The 23,914-nt window shown below is 71.6% G+C and carries 22 protein-coding genes; 17 read left to right on the plus strand and 5 right to left on the minus strand.

The annotated features are described in order from the left end of the window. Positions 1–20 precede the first annotated feature (20 nt). The 4 genes from DI272_RS35590 (at position 21) to DI272_RS35605 (ending at position 5,126) form a co-directional block, all read left to right on the plus strand. Positions 21–1,364 (plus strand): NYN domain-containing protein, encoded by a 1,344-nt coding sequence (locus DI272_RS35590; RefSeq protein WP_109499292.1) that lies wholly within the window; start codon positions 21–23, stop codon positions 1,362–1,364. A 209-nt stretch (positions 1,365–1,573) separates the two neighbouring features. Next, a complete protein-coding gene (locus DI272_RS35595) occupies positions 1,574–2,605 on the plus strand; it encodes an NlpC/P60 family protein (protein WP_109501227.1) in 1,032 nt (343 codons plus the stop codon). A gap of 220 nt (positions 2,606–2,825) precedes the next feature. Further along, a complete protein-coding gene (locus DI272_RS35600) occupies positions 2,826–3,839 on the plus strand; it encodes an NlpC/P60 family protein (RefSeq protein WP_109499293.1) in 1,014 nt (337 codons plus the stop codon). Positions 3,840–3,935: 96 nt separating this feature from the next. Next, a complete protein-coding gene (locus DI272_RS35605) occupies positions 3,936–5,126 on the plus strand; it encodes a hypothetical protein (protein WP_109499294.1) in 1,191 nt (396 codons plus the stop codon). Here DI272_RS35605 and DI272_RS35610 read toward each other — a convergent pair. After that, positions 5,083–5,640 carry a PadR family transcriptional regulator gene (locus DI272_RS35610; protein ID WP_109499295.1) on the minus strand — a complete coding sequence of 186 codons (558 nt, stop codon included), beginning with the start codon at positions 5,638–5,640 and terminating at the stop codon, positions 5,083–5,085. The two genes, DI272_RS35605 and DI272_RS35610, sit on opposite strands and share 44 nt — an antisense overlap. A 105-nt stretch (positions 5,641–5,745) precedes the next feature. On the opposite strand from DI272_RS35610, the gene DI272_RS35615 reads away from it, so the two are divergent. Continuing rightward, on the plus strand, positions 5,746–7,080 hold the full coding sequence (locus DI272_RS35615; protein WP_109499296.1) for an MATE family efflux transporter: 1,335 nt from the start codon (positions 5,746–5,748) through the stop codon (positions 7,078–7,080). On the opposite strand, the gene DI272_RS35620 is transcribed toward DI272_RS35615, so the two are convergent. Continuing rightward, positions 7,005–8,276, minus strand: a complete 1,272-nt coding sequence (locus DI272_RS35620; protein ID WP_258314781.1) for a glycosyltransferase family 87 protein — start codon at positions 8,274–8,276, stop codon at positions 7,005–7,007. The two genes, DI272_RS35615 and DI272_RS35620, sit on opposite strands and share 76 nt — an antisense overlap. Positions 8,277–8,440: 164 nt before the next feature. Between DI272_RS35620 and DI272_RS35625 the strand changes: the two genes are divergently transcribed. Together DI272_RS35625 and DI272_RS35630 are read left to right on the plus strand one after the other, a co-directional pair. Next, complete coding sequence (locus DI272_RS35625; protein ID WP_109501228.1) at positions 8,441–9,583, plus strand: glycosyltransferase family 4 protein; 1,143 nt, start codon at positions 8,441–8,443, stop codon at positions 9,581–9,583. Positions 9,584–9,674: 91 nt separating this feature from the next. Continuing rightward, complete coding sequence (locus DI272_RS35630) at positions 9,675–11,261, plus strand: GMC oxidoreductase (protein ID WP_109499298.1); 1,587 nt, start codon at positions 9,675–9,677, stop codon at positions 11,259–11,261. Between the two features lie 17 nt (positions 11,262–11,278). Here the strand turns inward: DI272_RS35630 and DI272_RS35635 are convergent, their stop codons facing one another. Beyond that, a complete protein-coding gene (locus tag DI272_RS35635; protein ID WP_109499299.1) occupies positions 11,279–13,075 on the minus strand; it encodes a long-chain fatty acid--CoA ligase in 1,797 nt (598 codons plus the stop codon). A gap of 312 nt (positions 13,076–13,387) precedes the next feature. Between DI272_RS35635 and DI272_RS35640 the strand changes: the two genes are divergently transcribed. The 6 genes from DI272_RS35640 to DI272_RS35665 all read left to right on the plus strand — a co-directional run bounded on the left by DI272_RS35640 (position 13,388) and on the right by DI272_RS35665 (position 18,379). Then, entirely contained in the window at positions 13,388–14,185 is a 798-nt protein-coding gene (locus DI272_RS35640) for a metallophosphoesterase (RefSeq protein WP_109499300.1), read from the plus strand. Between the two features lie 182 nt (positions 14,186–14,367). Continuing rightward, complete coding sequence (locus DI272_RS35645; RefSeq protein WP_109499301.1) at positions 14,368–14,811, plus strand: SRPBCC family protein; 444 nt, start codon at positions 14,368–14,370, stop codon at positions 14,809–14,811. A gap of 34 nt (positions 14,812–14,845) precedes the next feature. After that, positions 14,846–16,015 (plus strand): ArsA family ATPase, encoded by a 1,170-nt coding sequence (locus DI272_RS35650; protein WP_109499302.1) that lies wholly within the window; start codon positions 14,846–14,848, stop codon positions 16,013–16,015. Between the two features lie 57 nt (positions 16,016–16,072). Continuing rightward, positions 16,073–16,543, plus strand: coding sequence for a DUF5304 domain-containing protein (locus DI272_RS35655; protein ID WP_109499303.1), 471 nt, complete (start codon positions 16,073–16,075; stop codon positions 16,541–16,543). A gap of 54 nt (positions 16,544–16,597) precedes the next feature. Further along, complete coding sequence (locus tag DI272_RS35660; protein ID WP_109499304.1) at positions 16,598–17,551, plus strand: ROK family glucokinase; 954 nt, start codon at positions 16,598–16,600, stop codon at positions 17,549–17,551. A gap of 114 nt (positions 17,552–17,665) precedes the next feature. Then, positions 17,666–18,379 carry an endonuclease/exonuclease/phosphatase family protein gene (locus tag DI272_RS35665; protein WP_109499305.1) on the plus strand — a complete coding sequence of 238 codons (714 nt, stop codon included), beginning with the start codon at positions 17,666–17,668 and terminating at the stop codon, positions 18,377–18,379. Positions 18,380–18,384: 5 nt separating this feature from the next. On the opposite strand, the gene DI272_RS35670 is transcribed toward DI272_RS35665, so the two are convergent. Both DI272_RS35670 and DI272_RS35675 read right to left on the minus strand, forming a co-directional pair. Then, a complete protein-coding gene (locus DI272_RS35670) occupies positions 18,385–19,029 on the minus strand; it encodes a hypothetical protein (protein WP_109499306.1) in 645 nt (214 codons plus the stop codon). After that, a complete protein-coding gene (locus DI272_RS35675; RefSeq protein WP_109499307.1) occupies positions 19,022–19,804 on the minus strand; it encodes a carboxylesterase in 783 nt (260 codons plus the stop codon). The genes DI272_RS35670 and DI272_RS35675 overlap by 8 nt, the downstream gene beginning before the upstream one ends. Positions 19,805–19,973: 169 nt before the next feature. Between DI272_RS35675 and DI272_RS35680 the strand changes: the two genes are divergently transcribed. From DI272_RS35680 to DI272_RS35695, 4 genes are all read left to right on the plus strand, one after another. Then, a complete protein-coding gene (locus DI272_RS35680) occupies positions 19,974–20,720 on the plus strand; it encodes a 1-acyl-sn-glycerol-3-phosphate acyltransferase (protein WP_109499308.1) in 747 nt (248 codons plus the stop codon). 84 nt (positions 20,721–20,804) lie between these two features. Further along, the gene (macS, locus tag DI272_RS35685) at positions 20,805–22,022 is read left to right on the plus strand and encodes a MacS family sensor histidine kinase (RefSeq protein WP_109499309.1); all 1,218 of its coding nucleotides are present in this window, start codon (positions 20,805–20,807) and stop codon (positions 22,020–22,022) included. Then, positions 22,019–22,693: a response regulator transcription factor gene (locus tag DI272_RS35690; RefSeq protein ID WP_109499310.1), complete on the plus strand. Its 675-nt coding sequence runs from the start codon at positions 22,019–22,021 to the stop codon at positions 22,691–22,693. Before macS ends, DI272_RS35690 begins: the two co-directional genes overlap by 4 nt. 109 nt (positions 22,694–22,802) lie before the next feature. Further along, the gene (locus DI272_RS35695) at positions 22,803–23,831 is read left to right on the plus strand and encodes a 6-phosphofructokinase (RefSeq protein ID WP_109499311.1); all 1,029 of its coding nucleotides are present in this window, start codon (positions 22,803–22,805) and stop codon (positions 23,829–23,831) included. Positions 23,832–23,914 lie beyond the last annotated feature (83 nt).

The following is a 23,914-nucleotide window of genomic DNA, read 5'->3' on the forward strand; positions in this document are numbered from 1 at the left end:
AGAGGTTGGGGTGTTGACGGATGGTGGAGACACAAGGCGGGGGGCCGGACGACGGCGCCGCTGAGGTGCTCGACCGTCCGCTGCCCGACGGTGTGCGGCGCCGGGTGGTGCAGATCGTGTCGGACGGCTTCGGCGGGCTGACCGTCGGTGAACTGCCCGCGCAGCTCAGACAGTACGCGCGGTTCGCGCCGAACCGGCGGGCCAAGTTCGCCGGCAACGCGATGGCCGCGGCGCTGGAGACCGATCCGCTCTTCCGGCAGCGGATCGGCGAGAAGTTCAGAGAGGCGCAGCCGGAACTCGTCGGCGCCCTCGACTCCGGCTCGCCGCCCCCGGCCGCGGATCCGCTCGACGTGGCGGCCGCGGCCTATGTTCTGCGCCCCGTCGGCTGGGTGAAGCTCGTGACCGCGGCCGGCGAGGAGGCCCAGCGGGCCGATGCCGAGCGCGCCGACGAGGAGAGCCGCGTCGAGCTGGAGCGGCTGCGCGAGGAGCTGACGGCCGCCAGGGACCACACGCGTGCCGAGACCGAGCGGCTGCGTGCGGAGCTGGACTCCGCCAAGAAGGAAGCCGAATCGCTTCACCGCAAGCTGCGGGCCGCCCTCAGTGACGTCAAGCGCGGCGAGGCGGCGCTGCGCAAGTTGCAGGGCGAGATGGACGCCGTGCGTGCCGAGGGGCAGGCGCAGGTGTCCGCCGCCGAGGTCGAGTCGCGTCGGCTCAAGGCCCGGCTGGGGGAGGCCGAGGCCGCCCTGGAGGCCACGCGCCGGGCGGCGCGGGAGGGGCGCAGTGTCGAGGACATGCGGGTCCGGCTGCTGCTGGACACCGTTCTCGACGCGGCCCAAGGGCTGCGCCGGGAGCTGGCGTTGCCGCCCGTGTCGGTGCGTCCCGCGGAGACCGTCGACGCGGTCGAACCGGGTCGAATGACGCCGAAAGACATCGCGGCGCGGGCCCTGTCCGAACATGACCCGGCCATTTTGGACCAGTTGTTGGCGCTGCCTCAGGCCCACTTGGTGGTCGACGGCTACAACGTCACCAAGACCGGCTATCCGCAGATGCCGTTGGAGAAGCAGCGGCTGCGGCTCCTCGGTCAGCTCTCGCAGCTCGCCGCGCAGACCGGGGCCGAGGTGACCTGCGTCTTCGACGGTGCCGAACTGGCCGCGCCGGTGTTGCTCGCGCCGCCGCGCGGCGTGCGGGTGCTGTTCTCCAAGCCGGGTGTCACGGCCGACGAACTGATCCGCCAGCTGGTGCGCGCCGAGCCGCCGGGCCGGCCCGTCATCGTGGCCTCGACCGACCGCGAGGTCGCCGACGGAGTGGCCAAGGCGGGGGCCCGGCCTGTCGCTTCCGCGATGCTTCTGAAGCGGCTGTCCTGAACTTCAAGGTCCAGGCTTATTGCCCGATTTGATCGAATCGTCACGCAACGTAGCGTCAATCGAGCATTACCGCACGTGAGTTGTGTGTAAAGAATGCAGTCCGTGACTGATTTTTTGGCGCGAGGATTTGAACTGATCACAAGAAGGTCACTAGGGTCTGGCCTCGAACCTCCGAACGGGTGATCACTCACAAGAAGGAGCTCACCTCCGTGGCGTCCCACCGTCGACCCAAGCAGCCGAGCCGCACACGCGTGACCGTGCTGACCACCGCTGCTGCCGCCGCCGTCGCGCTGAGCGCCAACGCCGCCAACGCGGCACCGAGCGAGAAGCCCAGCAAGGACGAGGTCAAGTCCAAGGTCGACAAGCTCTACGAGGAGGCCGAGCAGGCCACCGAGAAGCTCAACGGCGCCAAGGAGAAGCAGGAGAAGCTCCAGAAGGAGATCTCCGCCATCCAGGACACCGTGGCCCGCGGCCAGGAGGACCTCAACGGGCTCCGCGACTCCATGGGTCTCGCGGCCGCCGCCCAGTACCGCACGGGTTCCATAGACGCCTCCCTCCAGCTCTTCCTGTCGTCCAACCCGGACGACTACCTGGACAAGGCCTCCACGGCCGACCAGTTGAGCGCCCAGCAGGTCGAGGCACTGAAGAAGATCCAGGAGAAGCAGCGCGAGCTCGCGCAGGAGCGTTCCGAGGCCTCCGAGAAGCTCAAGGACCTCTCCTCCACCCGTACCGAACTGGCCAAGAAGAAGAAGGAAGTCCAGGCCAAGCTCGCCGAGGCGCAGAAGCTCCTCAACACGCTGACGGCCGCCGAGAAGGCCGCCCTCGCCGCCGAGGACGCGCGCGCCAGCCGCTCCGCCAGCGAGCGCGTGAACCTCGGCAACACCCCGCCCGCCTCCAACTTCGCCGCCGCCGCCTTCCAGGCCGCCCAGACCCAGCTCGGCAAGCCGTACGTCTACGGCGCCACGGGCACCGCCTCCTACGACTGCTCGGGCCTGACCTCCTGGGCCTACGCCCAGGCCGGCGTCTCCATCCCGCGCACCTCCCAGGCCCAGGCGAACGCGGGCACGCACCTGTCCCTCAGCCAGCTCAAGGTCGGCGACCTCGTCATCTTCTACGGCGACCTGCACCATGTCGGCATCTACGCCGGCAACGGCCAGGTGATCCACGCCCCGCGCACCGGCACGGTCGTGCGCTACGAGGCGATCAGCAACATGCCGTTCCAGTTCGGCGTCCGGATCTGAGCACCCTCAAGATCGCGACACCGCACCGCCCGAACGGGTGGATTGCCGCCACCTGAACTGACCCCGCACCCCGTCGATGACCTGCGTCAGCGGCGGGGTGTCACGTTGTGTGCCCGCGACGGTCGTTGGTCGGTGCCCCCTCACGGAGCTACTGTCGGCCGCGTTTCCCCGCTGCGGCGGGGAGCAGTCCTTGTCCGCCAGCGGAAGGAGTGCGGCCTCCGTGGTGTCCCATCGCCGCCTTGTACCGTCCGGGTTCGACCGGGGCGCCGGCGCCGCCGCGCTCTGTGTCCTGTCAGCCACCGCCGCGGCCCTCGGGGCCGTACCGGCCACGGCCGCGCCGCACGACACCCGCGCCGAGGTGGACCGCCTCTACGAGGAGGCCGAGAAGGCGACCGAGGCCTACAACAAGGCCGACGAACGCGCCGATGCGCTGAAGAAGCAGGTCGGCACCGCGCAGGACCGGATCGCCCGGCAGCAGGACCGCATCAACTCCATGCGGGAGGCGCTCGGTTCGCTGGCCGGTGCCCAGTACCGCTCCGGCGGCCTCGACCCCTCGCTCGCCCTGCTGTTCTCCGACGACCCGGACGACTACCTCGACAAGGCCGCCGCCCTGGACCGGATCACCGCCCACCAGGCCGGTGAGCTCAAGGACCTCCAGTCGGCGATGCGTGAACTCGCCCAGGAGCGCGCGGAGGCGGCCGGTCAGCTGGCCGAACTGGAGAAGAGCCGCAAGGCGGTCGCGACCCACAAACAGACGGTCGAGCGCAAACTGGCCAAGGCCCGTCAACTGCTCAACTCCCTGCCGTCCGCGGAGCGCGCCGCCTACGACCGGGCCTCCCGCTCCGGCCGCGAGGAGATGCCCGACCTCAGCGGGGCGCTGCCGCCCAACGCCCGTGCCGCCGCCGCGGTCGCCGCGGCCCGTGCCGCCGTCGGCAAGCCGTACGTCTGGGGCGCGACCGGCCCCTCCGGCTTCGACTGCTCGGGCCTGATGGTGTGGTCGTACCGGCATGCCGGGGTCTCCCTGCCGCGTACCTCGCAGGGCCAGCGCTACGCGGGCCGGCAGGTCCCGCTCTCCCAGGCGCAGCCCGGCGATCTGGTCACGTACCGGGGCGACGCCAGTCACGTCGGCATGTACGTCGGCAACGGCCAGGTGATCCACGCGCCCTACCCCGGCGCGCCCGTCCGCTACGACCCGGTGGGCATGATGCCGGGCGCGACGGTGACCAGGCCCTGAGCCCGGCCGGGCTCCCTCCGGCTGCGGAGCCGGCCGGCGGTCCCCGGTCGCCCCGGACCTCTGACCCTCGCGCCCGTCCCGCCGTACGATCGTGAAATGGCTGGTCGAAGGCGGGCGTCGGGACACGGGGTGTTCGCGCTGTGCCTGCTGCTGGTCTCGCTGGTGGCCTGCGGGGGGAGAGCGGGGAACGGCACCGCCAGGGCGGACGTCCAGGAGCTGCTCGACCGGCGGTCGGCCGCGGTGCTCGACCGGGACCGGGCGGCCTTCATGCAGACGGGCGCGCTGGACTGGTTCGAGCACGCGCGGGGCGTGCCGTTCGCGTCCTGGACGTACCGGCTGACGGGGCTGCACCAGCACGGCGCCGACGCCACCGCCGACGTCGAGCTGAAGTACCGCATACAGGGCTACGACAACGCGCCGGTCACCGTCGGCCGGACGCTCACCCTGACCCGGGACGCGGGCGGCGAGTGGTACGTCGACCAGGAACAGCCCGCGAAGAAGTCCGCCCAGCAGCTGTGGGACCAGGGCGAGGTGGACGTCGTGCGCGGCAGGCACAGCCTCGTCCTCGGGGTCGGCCGGTCGAGCGCGGCGCTGCACACCTACGCGGATCTGGCGGACCGCGCGGTTCCGGCGGTGTCGGCGCGGTGGGGCACCGGCTGGGCGCGGCATGTCGTGGTGCTCGTGCCGAGGTCGCTGGAGGGCATGGCGGGGCTGCTGGGCTCGCCCGCCTCCTCGTACCGCGGGATCGCCGCCGTCACCACCGGCGAGACCGGGGCCCCGGCGAGCGCGCCCGCCGACCGGGTCATCGTCAACCCCGACGCGTACGGCGTGCTCGGCAGCGTCGGCAAGCAGGTGGTGCTCACCCACGAGACCACCCATGTCGCCACCCGCGAGGACACCACCGCCGCCACCCCCCTGTGGCTGTCCGAGGGGTACGCCGACTGGATCGGTTACCTCGACTCCGGCCGCTCGCCCGTGCAGGCCGCGCCGGAGCTGTGGCGGGCCGTGACCGAGGGGCGGACGCCGGAGGCCCTGCCCGCGGACGCGGACTTCGGGTTCAGCGGCGACGCGACGAAGCTGGCGCAGGCCTACGAGAGCGGCTGGCTGGCCTGCCGGATGGTCGCGGAGCGGTGGGGCACCGACCAGCTGCGGGCGTTCTACCGGGCCGTGGGCGCCCACGAGCAGCGGGCCGGGGCGGTCGAGGACGCGCTGAAGGACGTGCTCGGCACCGACCTGGACGACTTCACGGACCAGTGGCGGGACTATCTGAAGGCTGAGCTCGACTGAGCCGCTCGATGGCCTCCTCCAGCCAGGTGCGCTCCGCCTCCCCGGTCGCCCGCGCGACTCGCAGCATGCCTTCGCGAAACAGGTCCGCCGCCTCCTCCGCGGGGACGGGTCTGCCGCCCTCGTAGAAGAAGCTCGTGGGCGTGTCGAGGAACTCCAGGCGGCGGCGGAGCACCGCGGCCTGTTCGCCGCGGTCCGGGAGGTGGCGCAGGAACGTCAGGACCGTGTTGAAGCGGACCTGGTCGGAGATCTCGACCGGCTTGGGGTGCCGCAGGCGCTCCAGCAGGTCCGCGCGGCCGGTCTCGGTGAGGGAGAGCGTGCGGCGCGGGGCCGCGCTCGCGCCGGGCTCCGTGTGCTCGTCGAGCTTGCCCGCCTTGATCAGGCGGGTGATGGCCGGGTAGAGGGCACCGTCGCTGACCGGGCGGACATGGCCGCTGAGCGCCTTGATGCGCTCCTTCAACTCATAGCCGTGCAGCGGTTCTTCGGCCAGGAAGCCCAGGATCGACAGCTCCAGCACGCCGATTCCTCCTTGTGGTGGTCGTGGTGCCATGGTACCTCTTATCGAGCTACCTCGTTTCGAGGTAGCTCGGATTGATGCAGCTCGGATCGAGGGGGCTTTCTCATGGACAGTCATCGGCGTCGGATCGTCGCGCTCGCCCACCCCGTCTACTTCTCGCTGCTCGCCTCCGTCGCCGCCGGGATCATCAACACCGTCTGGGTCTCCCGGCTCGGCGGACCGGCGGTGGCCGCCGTCGCCGTGGCGACCAACACCGAGAACGTGCTGCTCGGGGTGGCCCTGGTCTTCGGCTCGGGCACGACCGTGCTGGTCGCGCGGGCCAGGGGGGCGCGGGACCCGGGGGCGGTACGGGCCGCCGTGCGCGGGGGCTGGGCGGTGTGCGGGGCGGTCACGCCGGTGGTCGTGGTGGGCGGGTATCTGCTGCGGGAGCCGCTGGCCCGGCTGGTGCTCGGCGAGGGCGCGGCGCTGCCGCTCGCCGTCGGCTACTTCGCGATATCCATGCCGGGCATCGCTGTGTTCTTCGCCCAGCAGATGGTCGACGCCATCCTGAAGGGCACGGGGGACACCAGGACGCCGATGCGGCTCGCCCTGCTGGCCAACGGGCTGATCCTCGTCTGCGACCCGCTCTTCATCCACTTCTACGGTGTCCGGGGCGCCGCCGCCTCGACGGTGCTGTGCCGGTGCGTGGCCCTGGGGGCCGGGCTTCTCGCCCTGCGGCGGAACGCGCTGCTGCGGCACGCCGCCGGACCCGGCGTCGCCTTCCGGCGGACGCTGCGCACCGGACTGCCGATGGCCGCCGACTTCACCGTGCGGCAGGGCGGGGCGCTGGTGCTGGTCGCCGTCGTGGCGCGGATCGGGGTGACGGCGGTGGCCGCGTACGCCATCGCCTACAAGGTCCTCTACCTCGCCACCATGGGCTTCTACGCCGTCCGGCAGGCCGCCGCCATCCACACCGCGCATCTGCTGGGCGCGGGGTCGGACGCGCGGCGGGCGATCGGGCGGCAGGCGGTGACGGTGTCCGGGGCCTTCGGACTGGTCGCCGTCGCGCTGTTCGCCCTGACCGCGCCCTGGATCATGGCCGCCTTCGGCGCCGGGGGCGCGGTCGCCGACGCGGGGGTGCTGTTCCTGCGCTGCGCAGGGCCCTATCTGCTGCTGATGGCCTGTTTCATCGCGCTGGGCGGGGTCTTCGAGGGCAGCGGGGGCGCGCCGGTGCTGCTGCGGGTGACGCTGCTGGGGACCGCCGTCCAACTGCCGCTGGCGTACGGGCTGTCCGGGCTCGGGCTGCCGGGGGTGTGCCTCGCGATGGCGCTGGCCATGGCCGTGCAGTGTGCGGTGGTGGGCGTGGTGCTCGGGCGGTCCCGGCGTCAGGAGGAGACCGAGGTCTCCGGCGACTCGGACGACTCGGACGACTCCGACGCCTCTGCGGCCTGCGCGGCCTGAGCGGGTTCGGCGGCCTCGACGGGGGCGCTCACCGTGGCCCGCCACAGCTCCACGGCCGCCAGGACGGTCGCGGCGACGAGCAGGCCGTTGCGCAGGAAGAGCAGGGTGACGCCCAGGCCGTCACTGGCGACGACGTTCGCGAAGTAGACCGGGAACTCCAGCACGGTCACGAAGGACGCCACCAGCACCAGCAGGGCGGGCACCGTCATCCGGCTCGCCCGGAAGCACAGGCACACCGCGGCCAGGCCGATCAGCCACACCATGTACTGCGGGCTGATCACCCGGCTCGTGGTCGTGAACAGCAGGATCGCCACGAACGCCGCGTCCGCCAGGGTGTGTGCCTCGAAGCGGGTCGCCACCAGCCGCCACAGCAGCAGCCAGGCGAAGGCGACGCCGGTCAGGGCGAGCGCGGCGGTGCTGACGACGTTCACCCACGGGCCGAGGAACTCCACCGAGCCGTAGTTCAGCAGCACCTGGCCGTCCCAGCCGTACCGTCGCGCCACATGGAAGACCAGGGAGCCGAGCGACTCCACCTCGGTGCCCCGGTCGGCCTGGAAGGTCAGGAAGGCGAAGGCGCCGGGCATGGCCACCGCGAACAGGGCCGCGAGGCCGGCCGCCGTGGCCGCCGCCGACATCCACGTGGCCCGCTTACGGGCGGCCACCAGCAGCAGCACCGGCCACACCTTGAGCATCGCCCCGAAGCCGACCAGGGCGCCCATCACGCGCGGATGCCGGGCGCCCGCGAGCAGCGCGGCCACGGCGACGGCGGTGACCATCACGTCGTAGCGGGCGTACACGGTCGGACCGAGCAGCGGCACGCCCACCACCCACATCCACACGCCGCGCAGACTCCGCCCGGGACGCAGGCCCGCGTACAGCAGCAGGGAGAAGACCACCAGGTCGGCGAGGAAGGCGAGGACGAAGAACGCCGTCGCGTACGAAAGGAACGGCAGCAGGGCGGGGGAGAGGATCGCCAGCGCCGCGGCCGGCGGGTACTGCCAGGTGACGTCGTCCTGCGGGAAGGTGCCGGTGCGCAGCACGTCGTACCAGCCCTGGTAGATCACCGACACGTCGCTGGTGACGTCCGGGCCGGGGAAGACGTACACCTTCAGGACGAACAGGAGCAGCAGCAGTCGCGTCAGGCCCCAGGTCGCCAGCAGTCCCGCCGGAGACCGCCTCGTACCCGCAATGTCCACCGGAGCCCCTGTTCGCGCGTTGCCGTGTTCGCTGTCCTTGAGATGGCCATGATGTCCCGGCCTGCTGTGAGGTTGCCATAAACGTGGCCGCGCCCGGCTGTGAGGGGGTCGTGGAGCGGAGGTGGGCATGCCGTTGGGTAGGGTCGGCGGCGATGCGCACGACGATGTCCAAGACCCTGATCGTCACGAACGACTTCCCGCCCAGGCCAGGCGGTATCCAGGCGTTCCTGCACAACATGGCGCTGCGCCTCGATCCCGAGCGGCTCGTGGTCTATGCCTCGACCTGGAAGCGGGGGCGGGAGGGCGTAGCGGCCACGGCCGCCTTCGACGCCGAGCAGCCCTTCACCGTCGTACGCGACCGTACGACGATGCTCCTGCCGACGCCCGCGGCGACGCGTACGGCGGTCGGACTGCTGCGGGAACACGGCTGTACGTCGGTGTGGTTCGGGGCGGCGGCCCCGCTCGGGCTGATGGCGCCCGCGCTGCGGAAGGCGGGGGCCGAGCGGCTGGTGGCCACGACCCACGGGCACGAGGCGGGGTGGGCGCAACTGCCCGCCGCCCGGCAGCTGCTGCGCCGGATCGGTGAGGGCACGGACACCCTCACCTACCTCGGGGAGTACACGCGGTCGCGGATCGCCGCGGCGCTGACGCCGGAGGCCGGCTCGCGGATGGTGCAGCTGCCGCCGGGGGTGGACGAGAAGACCTTCCATCCGGGGTCGGGCGGCGAGGCCGTGCGGGCGCGGCTCGGGCTGACCGACCGGCCGGTGGTGGTGTGCGTCTCGCGGCTGGTGCCACGCAAGGGGCAGGACACGCTGATCCTGGCGATGCCGCGGATTCTGGCCGCCCAGCCGGACGCGGTGCTGCTGATCGTCGGGGGCGGTCCGTACGAGAAGGAGCTGCGCAGGCTCGCAGCCGAGACCCGGGTGGCCGACTCGGTCGTCTTCACGGGGGCCGTGCCCTGGTCCGAGCTGCCCGCGCACTACGGCGCCGGGGACGTCTTCGCGATGCCGTGCCGGACCCGGCGGGGCGGGCTCGACGTGGAGGGGCTCGGGATCGTCTACCTGGAGGCCTCGGCGACCGGGCTGCCGGTCGTCGCCGGGGACTCCGGCGGGGCGCCGGACGCGGTGCTCGACGGGGAGACCGGGTGGGTCGTGCGGGGCGGGTCGGCCGAGGACTGCGCCGAGCGGATCCTGGCGCTCCTGGACGATGCCGAGCTGCGGCAGCGGATGGGGGAACGGGGGCGGGCCTGGGTCGAGGAGAAGTGGCGCTGGGACCTGCTGGCAGAAAAGTTGAAGACGTTGCTCTAGGCGTCTAGGCGGAACCGAATAATCCGCCCATGCTGCGCGCATGACAGCAAAACTGATGCAGCGTCAGCTGACGAGACGTCACATATTGGGCATGGTGGCCCTCCAGACCGCCGCCGCGTCCGGTCTCACCCGCATCGGTCTCGAGTCGGCGTCGGCCGTGGAACCGGCCGCCGTCGACAACGCCCCGGCCATCGTGGTCGGTTCGGGCTACGGCGCCGCCGTGGCCGCCCTCCGCCTCGGCCAGGCCGGCATCCGCACCCTGATGATCGAGATGGGCCGGCTGTGGAACACCGCCGGCTCCGACGGCAAGATCTTCTGCTCCACCGCCGCCCCGGACCAGCGCTCCATGTGGTTCCGCACCCGCACCGAGGCACCGCTCGCCACCTTCCTGTGGCTGGACGTCGTCAACAAGGACATCAGCCCCTACCCCGGCGTCCTGGACCGGGTGCACTTCGACCACATGTCGGTGTTCGTGGGGCGGGGCGTCGGCGGCGGCTCACTGGTCAACGGCTGCATGGCGGTGACCCCGCTCAAGTCGTACTTCGCCGAACAGTTCCCGACCGTCGACGCCGACGAGATGTACGCGACGTACTTCCCGCGCGCCAACTCCATGCTCGGCGTCAACACCGTCGACCCCACCTGGTTCGAGTCGACGGAGTGGTACCGCTTCACCCGGATCTCCCGGAAGCACGCCCAGAACACCGGCCTGAGGACCACCTTCGTGCCCAGCACCTACGACTTCGCCTACATGCAGAAGGAGGCCGCGGGGACGGCGACCAGGTCGGCGCTCGCCCAGGAGGTCATCTACGGCAACAACCACGGCAAGAAGAGCCTCGACAAGACCTATCTCGCCGCCGCGCTCGGCACCGGGAACGTCACCATCAACACGATGGAGCGGGTGCGGGCCATCAGCCGGGCGAGCGACGGCTCGTACATCCTGACCGCCGACCGCATCGACGACGCCGGCACGGTCGTCGAGACCAAGCAGTACAGCTGCACCTACCTGTTCCTCGGCGGCGGCAGCCTCGGCACCACCGAACTCCTCGTCCGCGCCCGGGACACCGGCACCCTGCCCGCCCTGGACCCGAGCGTCGGCGCCGGGTGGGGACCCAACGGCAACACCATGCTCGGCCGGGCCAACCACCTGTGGGACACGGTCGGGGCGAACCAGTCGACCATGCCGGTCATGGGCATCGACGACTGGGCCAACACCGCCAACCCGGTCTTCGCCGAGATCGCCCCCCTGCCCACGGGCCTGGAGCACTGGGTCAGCCTCTACCTGGCGATCACCAAGAACCCTCAGCGGGCCGCGTTCACGTACGACAGCGCCACGGACGGCGTGAAGCTGGGCTGGACCGCAGCCCAGAGCGCGGTGTCCTCGGGCATGGCCAAGAAGCTCTTCGACCGGATCAACTCGGCGAACGTGACGATCTACCGCACCGACCTGTTCGGCTCCTCCAACAAGACCTTCGCCGACGACTTCACCTACCACCCGCTGGGCGGCTGCGTGCTGGGCAAGGCGACCGACAACTACGGCCGGGTGAAGGGGTATTCGCGGCTGTACGTCACCGACGGCTCGCTCGTGCCCGGGTCGATCGGCGTCAACCCGTTCGTGACGATCACCGCGCTCGCGGAACGGACGATGGCGCGGGTCCTCGTGGAGGACACCGCGCCATAAGTCGCGTACCGCAGTGACTACTTCTGGTAGATCGCCTCGATCTCGTCCGCGTAGTCCTTCGCCACCACGTTGCGCTTGAGCTTCAGGGACGGCGTCAGGTGGCCCGACTCCTCCGTGAACTGGGAGGACAGAATGCGGAACTTCCGCACCGATTCCGCCTTCGACACCGCGGCGTTGCCGTCGTCGATCGCGGCCTGGATGGCAGCGTTCAGGTCCGCGTCCCCGGCCAGCGACGCCGCGGTGGAACCCGCCGGCTTGCCGTGCTCCGCGGCCCACCGGCCCAGGAACTCCTCGTCGACGGTGACCAGCGCGCCCACGAAGGGCCGCCCGTCGCCGACCACCATGCACTCCGCGACCAGCGCGTGGGCGCGGATGCGGTCCTCGATCACGGCCGGGGCGACGTTCTTGCCGCCCGCGGTGACGATGATCTCCTTCTTGCGGCCGGTGATCCGGAGGTAGCCGTCCTCGTCGAGGGTGCCGATGTCACCGGTGTGGAACCAGCCGTCGGCCAGCGCCTCGGCGGTCGCGGCCTCGTTGTTCCAGTAGCCCTTGAACAGGTGCTCGCCGTGCAGCAGCACCTCGCCGTCGTCGGCGATCCGGACCACCGAACCGGGCAGCGGCTGGCCGACCGTGCCGATCTTCTGCCGGTCCCAGGGGTTGAAGGCGGTGGCCGCGCAGGACTCGGTCAGGCCGTAGCCCTCCAGCACCGTGAAGCCGATGCCGCGGAAGAAGTGACCGAGCCGCTCGCCCAGCGGGGCGCCGCCGGAGATGGCGTACTCGCCCTTGCCGCCGAGGACCGCGCGCAGCTTGCTGTAGACCAGCTTGTCGAAGGTCTTGTGCTTGAGCCGCAGACCGAGGGACGGGCCCGACGGGGTGTCCAGCGCCTTGCTGTACGCGATCGCGGTGTCCGCGGCCTTGTCGAAGATCTTGCCCTTGCCGTCGGCCTGCGCCTTGGCGCGCGCCGAGTTGTAGACCTTCTCGAAGACGCGCGGGACGCCCAGGATCAGCGTCGGCCGGAAGGAGGCCAGCTCGTCGGTGAGGTTCTTGATGTCCGGGACGGTGCCCAGCTTGATCGGCGCCATCATCGGCGCGACCTGCACGAGCCGCCCGAAGACGTGCGCGAGCGGGAGGAAGAGCAGGACGCTGCACTCGCCGGTGCGGAACAGCGGACGCAGCCGCTCCACGACGTTCCCGCACTCGGCGAAGAAGCTGCGGTGGGTCAGCACACAGCCCTTGGGGCGGCCCGTCGTCCCGGACGTGTAGACGATGGTCGCCGGGTCGTCCGCCTTCGCCAGCGAGCTGCGCTCCTCGACGGCGGCGTCGCTGATGTCCTGCCCGAGCCGGCCCAGCTCCGCCACCCCGCCGGCCTCGATCTGCCAGACGTGCTTGAGGGCGGGCAGCCGGTCGCGCACCGACTCGACGGCGGCGGCATGGTTGTCCAGCTCCACCACACAGGCGGTCGCGCCCGAGTCGGAGAGGATCCACTGGATCTGCTCGGGCGAGCTGGTCTCGTACACCGGGACGGTGACCGCGCCCGCACACCAGATCGCGAAGTCGAGCAGCGTCCACTCGTAGCGGGTCCGCGACATCAGGCCCACCCGGTCGCCGGGCTGCACCCCCGAGGCGATGAGGCCCTTGGCGGCCGCGTGCACCTCCGCGAGGAAGGCCGTGGCCGTCACGTCCTGCCAGGCACCGCCGACCTTGCGGGCGATGACGGCGACATCGGGATGCTGCGCGGCGTTTCTGCGGACGATGTCGGTGAGGTTTCCGTCCGCAGGGACCTCGTACAAAGCCGGAAGGCTGAACTCGCGCAAGACTGCTGCTCCTCATAAGGCGCCGGCGCCACGACGTTGTGCGATGCGACGGTGCGGTCCAAGGCTCGGGCAGGTGCTCAGGCTTCTTCAAATGGTTGCAGCCACTGGTTGAAATCCTGAGCACGACTGGACTGCCCGGACGTTACCCGCCGGTATGGCGTCTCCGACAGGGGGTCCCGGCGAGATGTTCGCTGCGTCACACGGATTGGTGTTTCTCAGCGCACAGTAGTCGAGGCGTCTGACGACTGGCCAGTAACCGCAGGTCCGGCCGCCACTGTTCACGTATGCCGCACACGCCTACCCTTGATCGTCATGGCACCCACACCCGCCGGTAACCGGAGGACACGCGTACATGTGGTCAGCGACGTGCACGGCAACGCCCGGGACCTGGCCGGCGCCGGCGAGGGTGCGGACGCCCTGATCTGCCTGGGTGACCTGGTCCTCTTCCTCGACTACGCCGACCACTCCCGCGGCATCTTCCCCGACCTGTTCGGCGAGGAGAACGCCGATCGCATCGTCGAACTGCGGACCGCCCGCCGCTTCGAGGAGGCCCGCGAGTTCGGCGCCCGCCTGTGGGCCGGGATCGGTACGGACCGGGCGAGCGCCATCGAGCAAGCGGTGCGCAAGCAGTACGCCGAGATGTTCGCCGCGTTCCCGACCCCGACGTACGCCACCTACGGCAATGTCGACATGCCGCCCCTGTGGGAGGAGTACGCCGGACCGGGCACGACGGTCCTGGACGGGGAGCGGGTGGAGATCGGCGGACGGGTCTTCGGGTTCGTCGGCGGGGGCCTGCGCACGCCCATGCGCACCCCGTACGAGATCAGCGACGAGGAGTACGCGGCGAAGATCGAGGCGGTCGGCGAGGTGGACGTGCTGTGCACCCACATCCCGCCGGAGGTCCCGGAGCTCGTCTACGACACCGTCGCGCGCCGCTTCGAACGGGGGAGCCGGGCACTGCTGGACGCGATCCGGCGCACCCGGCCGCGGTACGCCCTGTTCGGCCACGTCCACCAGCCGCTCGTCCGCCGGATGCGGATCGGTGCCACCGAGTGCGTCAACGTCGGGCACTTCGCGGGGAGCGGCACACCGTGGGCGCTCGAATGGTGAGGGTTCCGGACGGCGGGTGGCTCGAAGGGTGAGGGGCGTGAACGCGAGCGGCCCGGACGGCGGGTGGCCCGAAGGGTGACCGGTCGGTGAAGTCGGCCGCTCACGTGCGCGGTAGCCTTCACGCTGCACACACGTGCGCACGCTTCATGACCTACCGGCCCGCATCTGGAGGAGCCACGGCGATGGCGGAACACACCAGCTCGAGCATCACGATCGAGGCGGCACCGGCCGACGTCATGGCGGTGATCGCCGACTTCGCCCGCTACCCGGACTGGACCGGCGAGGTGAAGCAGGCGGAGGTCCTGGCCACGGACGCCTCCGGCCGTGCCGAGCAGGTACGGCTCGTCATGGACGCCGGCGCCATCAAGGACGACCAGGTGCTGGGCTACACGTGGACCGGGGAGAACGAGGTCTCCTGGACGCTGGTGAAGTCCCAGATGCTGCGCCAGCTCGACGGCACGTACCTCCTCAAGGCGACCGGCACCGGTGCCACCGAGGTCACCTACGTCCTGACCGTCGACGTCAAGATCCCGATGCTCGGGATGATCAAGCGCAAGGCCGAGAAGGTCATCATCGACCGGGCGCTGGCCGGGCTGAAGAAGCGGGTGGAGTCGGGGGCGAAGTAGGGATTCACCGCATGGGGATCTACCGTTCACTCCCATGCGCACCCTCCTGATCACCGGTCCCGGCGGCAGCGGTCGTACGACGGTCGCCGCCGCCACCGCACTCGCCGCCGCCCGCGCGGGTGACCGGACCCTGCTCCTCAGCGGCGACCGGACCGACACCCTCGGCGCGGTCCTGGGTGTCGCCACCGGCCCCCGGCCGGTGGAGGTCCGCGACGGGCTCACCGCGTGGCGGCCCGACGCGACCGCCGGATTCCGGGACGATCTCGCCGGTTTCCAGGAGCGCGCCTCCTCCGTCCTGGACCTGCTCGGCGCCTCCCGCCTCGATCCCGAAGAGGTCACCCCGCTGCCCGGCGCGGAGGAGCTCACGCTTCTCCGCGCGCTCCGGGACGCGGCCCTGTCCGAGCGCCACGACCTGCTCGTCGTGGACCTCCCGCCCACCCCGCAGGCCCTCGCCCTCCTCGCGCTCCCCGAGGAACTGCGCCGTTATCTGCGCCGGCTGCTGCCCCCCGAGCGACAGGCCGCGCGGGCGCTCAGGCCCGTGCTCGGCCGGCTGGCCGGGGTGCCGATGCCGTCGGAGTGGCTGTACGAGACCACCGCGCGGTGGGACCTGGAGCTCGCCGCCGTCGAGGCCGTCATCGCCGACCGCAAGACGGCCGTACGCCTCGTCGCCGAGCCGGGGCCGGCCGGTGCCGACGCCGTCCGCGCCGCCACCCTCGGGCTCGCCCTGCGCGGGCTGAGCCCCGACCGTCTGCTGGCGAACCGGGTCCTCCCCGACGTCCCCGCCGACAGCCGGTTCGCCGGGGCCGTCGCCCAGCAGCGCAAGGCGCTGGAGGAGTGGCGGGAGGCGTACGAGGTCGTGGAGGTCGCCCACTCCGGACGGGACCCGCGCGGCCTCGACGACCTCGAAGAGCTGGGTGCGCCCGGGGCGCCGCAGGTGCCGTCCGGGGTGGAGTGGCCGGTCGCCGACCGGCTCGCCGAGGACGGCGTGCTGGTGTGGCACCTCCCGCTGCCCGGCGCGGTGCGCGACGAGCTGGACCTCATCCGGCGCGGTGACGAACTCGTCGTCACCGCCGGGCGGTTCCGGCGGATCGTGCCCCTGCCCTCCGCGCTGCGCCGCTGCACCGTCGCCGGGGCCGCGCTGCGCGACGGAGAGCTGCGCGTGCGGTTCGCGCCGGACCCGGATCTCTGGCCGGAGACACGGTGAATCCGGTGCGGCCGTTCGGGTAACGTCGTAGGGACGAACCGCAGTCAGGAGTCCGTCATGAGCGAAGAGCTCCGCCCGTCAGAGGCCGATGAGGCTGTGGACGAGGTGCGGGCCACCGACGCCGACGCCTGGGCGACGGCGTGTGCCGAGGACCTCGCGGCGGAGAAGGCCCGCCGCCGCGCCGAACACGGCCAGCCGCCCGGCTCGGCCGCCGAGGAACTGCGCAGACTCGTCGACGCCGTCACCGACAAGCTGTCGTCGATCCAGTCGCCGCTGCTCGGGGCGGTCGCCGGACCGGCCGCCCAGCAGGTGGTGCAGCAGGTCGTCCAGCAGGCCAAGGCCGCCGTCGAGCCCGTCATCGAACGCAACCCGGACGTCTTCGACCACCTCGCAGCCGCCGGCAGCGAACTCCTGGCCGCCTACCGCTCCGCGGTCCAGGCCCAGGAACAGCGCTGGACCCAGCGGGACACCAAGCCCGAGGAGGGCGGCGAGGGCCCCGGTCCGGGGGAGCGCATCGACCTGGACTAGAGCGCCCTCGGGTACGGTGGGCCGTAGCGGGGCTCGACCGAAACTGAGGGATTCATGGGACTCACCATCGGCGTCGACATCGGCGGCACGAAGATCGCGGCCGGCGTGGTCGATGAGGAAGGCAACATCCTCTCGACCTTCAAGGTGCCGACCCCGGGCACGCCCGAGGGCATCGTGGACGCCATCGCCTCCGCCGTCGAGGGCGCGCGCGCAGGTCACGAGATCGTCGGCGTGGGCATCGGAGCCGCCGGTTACGTCAACCGGCAGCGCTCCGAGGTCTACTTCGCGCCCAACATCGACTGGCGCAACGAGCCGCTGAAGGCGGAGGTCGAGGCCCGCGTGGGCCTCCCCGTCGTCGTCGAGAACGACGCCAACGCGGCCGCATGGGGCGAGTACAAGTTCGGCGCGGGCAAGGGCCACCGCAACGTCATCTGCATCACGCTCGGCACCGGCCTCGGCGGCGGCATCATCATCGGCAACAAGCTGCGCCGCGGACACTTCGGCGTCGCCGCCGAGTTCGGCCACATCCGCATGGTGCCGGACGGGCTGCTGTGCGGCTGCGGCTCGCAGGGCTGCTGGGAGCAGTACGCGTCGGGGCGCGCCCTCGTCCGGTACGCCAAGCAGCGCGCCAACGCGACCCCGGAGCGCGCCGAGGTGCTGCTCGCCCTGGGTGACGGCACCCCCGAGGGCATCGAGGGCAAGCACATCTCCGTCGCCGCCCGGCAGGGCGACCCGGTCGCCGTCGACTCCTACCGCGAGCTCGCCCGCTGGGCCGGCGCCGGCCTCGCCGACCTCGCCTCCCTCTTCGACCCCTCCGCCTTCATCGTCGGCGGCGGCCTCTCCGACGAGGGCGAGCTGGTCCTCGACCCGATCCGCAAGTCGTACAAGCGCTGGCTGGTCGGCGGCAACTGGCGCCCGGTGGCGGACGTGATCGCCGCTCAGCTGGGCAACAAGGCGGGGATGGTCGGGGCTGCCGACCTGGCACGGGAGCCCGATCCGATCATGTGATCGAGCGGTGGGGCAGGGCTGTTCAGGGGCGCGGGGAGCTGCGCGACAAGCCACGACGATCCGGCAGTCGCGCACGAACCCTGCGCCCCGAGCCAGTGGGCGTACATTGACGCCATGCCCCCCGAGAGTTCAGCCCTCGTCCGAGTCCTGAGCTACAACGTCCGCTCCCTCCGCGACGACACCGCGGCCCTGGCCCGCGTCATCAAGGCCTGCGCCCCCGACCTCGTCCTCGTTCAAGAAGCCCCCCGCTTCTTCCGCTGGCGCAAGAAACTCGCCCGCCTGGCCCGCGCCGCCGACCTCGTCATCCTCACCGGCGGCGGCACCGCCGCGGGCCCGGCGATCCTCTGCGACCTCCGCGCCACCGTCGAGCGCACCGAGGACGTTCTCCTGCCGCTCACGCCCGGCCGGCACCGCCGCGGCTTCGCGACCGCCGTCGTACGGCTCGGTGGCGCCCGGCTCGGCGTGCTGAGCTGTCACCTCAGCCTCCAGAAGGACGAGCGCTACGAACAGGCCGGCATGCTTCTCGACCGGGTCGCCGGCCTGGGCGTCGAGCACGCCGTCGCGGGCGGCGACCTCAACGAACGCCCCGGTGGCCGCACGTTCCGCCGGCTGGCCGAGAGCCTCCAGGACTGCTGGGCCGTGGCCCCCGACGGCGGCGAGCACACCTGGGTCCACAGCGAACCCCACCAGCGCATCGACGCGATCTTCGCCACGAAGGGCATCGAGGTGCTCGGCTGCGGGGTGCCGCCGGACCTCCCGGAGAAAGACCTGAGGGCGGCCACGGACCACCTTCCGGTCCTGGCCACCCTCAGAGTTCCGGTGAGCTGACGGACTTACACGACCGCCCCGCGCCCCGGATCGTCGTCCTCGTCCTCGTCCGTCCGCATCCGCACCACCAGCGTCGCGAACCCGCCCAGGAAGCCGCCGATCCCGATCGTGGTGAGCCACCAGGTCATGTCCCAGCGGAGCAGTACCGCCAGCAGCAGGAGCAGCGGGCCGCCGAGCACCGCCAGCCACGCGAACTTGGCCGTGGTGTCGGCGTCCGGCAGCGGGGGCGGCTCCGGCGGGACGAAGTGGCCCTCGTCGTCCTCGTCGAAGTCGTCCTCGGTCGGCTCCGGCGCCGTGTAGTCGCGCGGGCCCACGCCGGGCGCGAAGGCGACCGAGCTGCCCAGCGGCCTGGCGGGCGCGGGCTTCTCGTCCGCCTTCGGCTTCCCGGCGTCCGTGTCGGCGCCGGTGCCGGTGTCGGTGCCCGTGTCGGTGTCGTTGGTCTCCGGCTCCAGCAGGGCCAGGTCCTCGACCGACTTGAACGGCTTGGCGCCCGGCGGGTCCGGCGGCTCCTCGCCGTACCCGGCGACGATCGCCTCCCAGGCGGCGGCCTCGTCGAAGGGGACGTGCTGCTCCTCCGCGCCGAGGCCGTCGCGCTCGTCGCGGTTCTCCCAGCCTTCCCGGTCCTCGCGGTCCGAGTCGTACTCAGCCACGTACGGCCGTCCCTTCCTTGCTGCCGGTGCCGGCGGCGAGCCGGCCGATGAACGCGGAGCTCTCCTCGAAGATCCGCTCCGCGTCATGGTCCAACGTCGCCACGTGGTAGCTCTGTTCCAGCACGATCTCCGTCACGTCCGTGGACGACACCCGGCTCAGCACGCGCGCGGAGTCGGCCGCCGGCACCACATGGTCCTCGGCGCTGCGCAACAGCAACAGCGGCTGGGTGACCTGCGGCAACTCGCCGTCGACCAGCCGGAAGAAGGCCCGCAGGGAGTGCGCGGCGTGCAGCGGCACCCGGGTGTAGCCCAGTTCGTGCCGGCCCTCCTTGGCGATGTCGTCGGCGATGCCCGGCGTCGACCGCAGGAAGTGACGGGCCACCGGAAGGGCGTACGGCGCGAGGCCGTGCATGCGGTTCGCGGGGTTGACGACCAGCACGCCCCGGACCGCGTCGCCGTGCTTCGCCGCCAGCCGCAGGGCGAGCGCGCCGCCCATCGACAGGCCGGCCACGAACACCTCGGAACAGCGCTCGGTGAGGGCGCGCAGCTCGCGGTCCACCTCGGCGTACCAGTCCTGCCAGCCGGTGAGCTGCATGTCCTCCCAACGGGTGCCGTGGCCCGGCAACAGGGGGAGCGACACGGTCAGGCCGCGCTCGGCGAGGTGCTCCGCCCAGGGGCGCAGCGACTGCGGGGAACCGGTGAAGCCGTGGCAGAGGAGGACGCCCGTCTGCCCGCCCTCATGGCGGAACGGCTCGGCTCCAGGGAGGACCGGCACCTTCGGTCTCCTGTTCATGGGGTCGGTTGCGTGTGCGTGGGGTCGTGCGCAGGTACTTCACCGTACGCGACCGCACTGACACCGACCAGGGTCGTCGGGTCCTTTGCCGGTGCTCCGGGTTAAGGTCTGATCGACAGACACAGGAGGCACTCGGTTGTTGTACGGAACGATGAAGGTCGCCATCGGAGGGCCGCTGAAGGTCGCCTTCAGGCCCTGGGTGGAGGGCGCCGAGAACATTCCGGCCGAGGGCCCCGCGATCCTGGCGAGCAACCACCTGTCCTTCTCGGACTCCTTCTTCCTGCCCGCGGTCCTCGACCGCAAGGTCACCTTCATCGCGAAGGCCGAGTACTTCACCACGCCCGGCGTGAAGGGCCGGCTGACGGCCGCCTTCTTCAAGGGCGTCGGTCAGCTCCCCGTGGACCGCTCGGGTGCGCGCGGTGCGGGCGAGGCGGCGATCAAGAGCGGTATCGAGGTCCTGGAGCGCGGTGAGCTGTTCGGGATCTACCCCGAGGGCACGCGCTCGCCCGACGGCCGCCTCTACCGGGGCAAGCCGGGCGGCCTCGCGCGCGTGGCGCTCGCCACCGGCGCTCCGGTCATCCCGGTCGCCATGATCGACACGGAGAAGATCCAGCCGCCGGGCAAGGTGATGCCCAAGCTCATGCGGCCGGGCATCCGCATCGGCAAGCCGCTGGACTTCAGCCGGTACCACGGCATGGAGCACGACCGTTTCGTGCTCCGCGCGGTGACCGACGAGGTCATGTACGAGATCATGAAGCTCTCCGGCCAGGAGTACGTCGACATGTACGCGACGGCCGCCAAGCGGCAGATCGCGGACGCGGCGAAGGCCGAGAAGGAAGCCGAGAAGGCGGCCAAGGCCGCGCTCGCGCAGGCGGAGAAGGAACGCGCCGAGTCCTGAGACAGGGCTCGGCCGGGGGTGGGGAGTGAGCCGGAGGGCGGCTGAGGGCGCCCGGAGGCGAACGACCGGAAAAAAGGGGGGGCCATGGCCAAGCGCGAGCGTGTCATGAGGATGTCGGTCGAACTGCCGCTGTGGCGCGCGCTCACCGGCTACCGGGTGCTGACCATGCTGTACGCGGTCGGCCTGTTCGCCACCGGGTACGAGAAGTACGACCGTCCCTCCATCGCCGTCGCGTACTACGCCGTCCTGTGCGTGTGGACGCTGGCGACCCTGCCCCGCGCCCAGAACGAGGCCGCCTGCACCAAGCGCTTCCTGGCCGCGGACCTCACCATCGCGCTCGTCGGCATCCTCCTCACCCCGTTCGCCGTCAACGAGCACCACATCGAGACCGGCGGCCCCACCCTGCCGTCGATATGGACGGCAGGCTCCGTCCTCGCGTACGCCATCAAGGGCGGCTGGCGCTGGGCGGCGTTCGCCTCCACGCCGGTCGCCGTGGCCAACCTCGTCGAGCGCGGCGCCCCGGCCCGCGACACCGTCCACAACGTGATCCTGGTCTGGGTCGCCTCCATCGCCATCGGCTACGTCGTCGAGGTCGCCCGCGCCTCCGAGCGCACGCTCGCCCGCGCCCTGGAGATCGAGGCGGCGACCAGGGAGCGGGAGCGGCTGGCGCGGGACATCCACGACAGCGTGCTCCAGGTGCTGGCCATGGTGCAGCGGCGCGGCGCCGTCCTCGGCGGCGAGGCGGCCGAGCTGGGCCGGATGGCGGGCGAGCAGGAGGTGGCGCTGCGCACGCTGGTCTCCGGCGGGCTGACGCCCGTCTCGCGGGTGTCGGAGGACCTGGCCGCGGGGGCGGTGGTACGTGCCGTCGACGAACCCGAGGACTCCCCGGGGCCCGTCGACCTGCGGACGCTGCTCGCCCCGTACGCCGCCGCGAAGGTCAGCCTGGCCGAGCCGGGCGCCCCGGTGCCGCTGCCGTCGCAGGCCGCGCGGGAGCTGGCCGCGGCCGTGGGCGCCGCCCTGGACAATGTGCACCGGCACGCCGGGGGCGACGCGCGCGCGTGGATTCTGGTCGAGGACGAGCCCGACGAGGTGATCGTGACCGTACGGGACGACGGGCCCGGCATCCCCGAGGGGCGGCTCGCCCAGGCCGAGGGCGAAGGGCGGATGGGGGTGGCCCTGTCGATCCGGGGGCGGCTGCGCGACCTCGGTGGCAGCGCCGAGCTGATCTCGGTGCCCGGGCAGGGCACGGAGGTCGAACTGAAGGTACCGAAGGTTTCACGGGGGAAGGCAGGACAGCGATGAGTGACAAGGGCCCGATCAAGGTCATGGTGGTCGACGACCATCCGATGTGGCGCGACGCGGTCGCCCGCGACCTCGGTGAGTCCGGCTTCGAGGTGGTGGCCACCGCGGGCGACGGCGACCAGGCGGTACGCCGTGCCAAGGCGGCCGGTCCCGATGTGCTCGTGCTCGATCTGAACCTGCCGTTGAAGCCCGGCGTCCAGGTCTGCAAGGAACTCGTCGGCCACAACCCGGCCCTGCGGGTCCTGGTGCTGTCGGCGAGCGGGGAGCACGCGGACGTGCTGGAGGCGGTGAAGTCGGGCGCGACCGGCTACCTGCTGAAGTCGGCGTCCACCGAGGAACTGCTGGACGCGGTGCGCCGCACGGCGGTCGGGGACCCGGTGTTCACACCCGGCCTCGCCGGTCTCGTCCTCGGCGAGTACCGCCGCCTGGCCTCGGAGCCCGCGCCCGCCGCCGACGCCGACCAGCCGAAGGCGCCCGAACTCACCGACCGCGAGACCGAGGTGCTGCGGCTGGTCGCCAAGGGCCTGAGCTACAAGCAGATCGCCGAGCGGCTGGTCATCTCGCACCGCACGGTCCAGAACCACGTCCAGAACACCCTGGGCAAGCTCCAGCTGCACAACAGGGTGGAGCTGGTCAGGTACGCGATACAGCGTGGACTCGACGACGAGTGAACGAACGACCCGCTGATTCCGCGGAATTGCCCTTCCGGCCCATCCCTGTGTGACCTGGATCACCATTAGCGTGGCCTTCACCAGGCAACCCCGGCGAAGGGACATTTCCATGCGGGTCGGAGTACTGACCGGAGGCGGCGACTGCCCCGGGCTCAACGCCGTCATCCGGGGCATCGTCCGCAAGGGCGTGCAGGAGTACGGCTATGACTTCGTCGGCTTCCGGGACGGCTGGCGCGGGCCCCTGGAGGGCGGCACCGTCCGCCTCGACATCCCCGCCGTGCGCGGCATCCTGCCCCGCGGCGGCACCATCCTCGGCTCCTCGCGGACCAATCCCCTGAAGCAGGAGAACGGCATCCGCCGGATCAAGGAGAACCTCTCCAAGCTGGAGGTCGAGGCGCTCATCGCGATCGGCGGCGAGGACACCCTGGGCGTGGCCGCCACCCTCAACGACGAGTACGGCGTCCCCGTCGTCGCCGTGCCGAAGACCATCGACAACGACCTGTCCGCCACCGACTACACCTTCGGCTTCGACACCGCGGTCGGCATCGCCACCGAGGCCATCGACCGGCTGCACACCACCGCCGAGTCCCATATGCGGGTCCTGGTCTGCGAGGTGATGGGCCGGCACTCCGGCTGGATCGCCCTGCACTCCGGGCTCGCCGGCGGCGCCAACGTCATCCTCATCCCCGAGCAGCGCTTCGACCTGGACCAGGTGTGCGCCTGGATCACCTCCCGCTTCAAAGCCTCCTACGCGCCGATCGTGGTCGTCGCCGAGGGCGCCATGCCGAAGGACGGCGACATGGTCCTCAAGGACGAGTCGCTGGACTCCTTCGGGCACGTCCGGCTGTCCGGGGTCGGCGAATGGCTCGGCAAGGAGATCGAGAAGCGGACCGGCAAGGAGGCCCGCACCACCGTCCTCGGGCACATCCAGCGCGGCGGCACCCCCAGCGCCTTCGACCGCTGGCTCGCCACCCGCTTCGGACTGCACGCCATCGACGCGGTCCGGGACGGCGACTTCGGGAAGATGGTCGCCCTGCGCGGCACGGACATCGTGCGCGTGCCGATCTCCGACGCCACGGCCAAACTGAAGACGGTCGCCCCGGAGCTGTACGCGGAGGTCGGCGTGTTCTTCGGCTGAGCTGCCCCGAACGCCCTCTCCGCCGCCCGGCCTCAGAGCGCCGCCACGGCTTCCGTGGCGGCGTTCGCCGTGTGCCGGGGCGG

Origin of the sequence: Streptomyces sp. Act143, assembly GCF_003143935.1 — a bacterium.
Lineage (GTDB): Bacteria > Actinomycetota > Actinomycetes > Streptomycetales > Streptomycetaceae > Streptomyces.